This window comes from Exiguobacterium sp. HSB13 (assembly GCF_056764755.1).
The window spans coordinates 1-461 of the sequence record NZ_JBUZOM010000040.1; the positions used below are offsets into that span (position 1 = coordinate 1).

Annotated in this window: 1 protein-coding gene and 1 pseudogene; both read left to right on the top strand. The window is 48.2% G+C overall.

All coding sequences use genetic code 11. The features are described from left to right. On the top strand, positions 1-275 hold a 275-nt coding region (locus ACZGCQ_RS16950), incomplete at its 5' end, for a formyltransferase family protein (RefSeq protein WP_481266892.1). 36 nt (positions 276-311) lie between these two features. Next, positions 312-461, top strand: a pseudogene (locus tag ACZGCQ_RS16955) (methionyl-tRNA formyltransferase); the annotation flags it as partial.

Sequence of the window (461 nt, forward strand, 5' to 3'; positions counted from 1 at the left end):
GTTTTGGGGCGATCAACGTCCATGCATCACTCCTACCTAACTATCTGGGCGGTGCACCGATTCATCAAGCAATCATCGATGGTAAAAAAGAGACAGGCGTGACGATCATGTATATGGTCGTTCGACTTGCCGCCGGTGATATGTTGTCAAAAATCATCGTTCCGATCGAAGAGAACGATACAGTCGGAACGATGTTCGAAAAATTAGCGGACGCAGGAGCGCGGCTGTTGCTTGAAACGTTGCCTCGTCTGTTAGCAGGTGAATTGACACCGTAAGCGCAAGTAGAGGCAGAAGCGACGTTTGCGCCGAATATCTCACGGGAACGGGAACGGCTTGATTTTACGTTACCGGGTGGGACACTCTATGATCAAATCCGAGCAATGAATCCTTTCCCAAGTACGTATACGATGCTTGGCAATGATCGTTTAAAAGTCTTTTTCGCAACGACAGTTAAAGGAACG